Source organism: Pseudoalteromonas sp. SIMBA_162, assembly GCF_046535955.1.
Lineage (GTDB): Bacteria > Pseudomonadota > Gammaproteobacteria > Enterobacterales > Alteromonadaceae > Pseudoalteromonas > Pseudoalteromonas marina.
This window is the reverse complement of record NZ_JAWJBQ010000892.1, coordinates 1-249: the sequence shown is the minus strand read 5'-3', so window position 1 is coordinate 249 and position 249 is coordinate 1. Positions and strand designations below refer to the sequence as shown.

Genomic DNA, 249 nt, shown 5'->3' with positions numbered 1-249 from the left:
ATGCCGCGCGCCCTGACACCCGCCCAGCGCCAACAGAACCAGTCACGTCTGCATGAGATGGTGATGCTGCTGGGCATCGAGGACCTGCTGTCGCGCATGCCCGGCCAGCTGTCCGGTGGCGAGGCGCGACGTGTCGCGATCGGCCGCGCTCTGCTGTCACGCCCGCGCATGCTGTTGCTGGATGAGCCGCTGACCGGCCTCGACGGCGCGCGCAAGCAGGAGCTGCTGCACTACATTGCGCGGCTGGCG

At 69.5% G+C, this 249-nt stretch carries 1 protein-coding gene; it reads left to right on the top strand.

Annotated features, from left to right (window positions below; translation table 11 throughout):
* Positions 1-249: ATP-binding cassette domain-containing protein (locus tag R0J88_RS22285; protein ID WP_410901212.1), on the top strand; the 249-nt coding region annotated here is incomplete at both ends.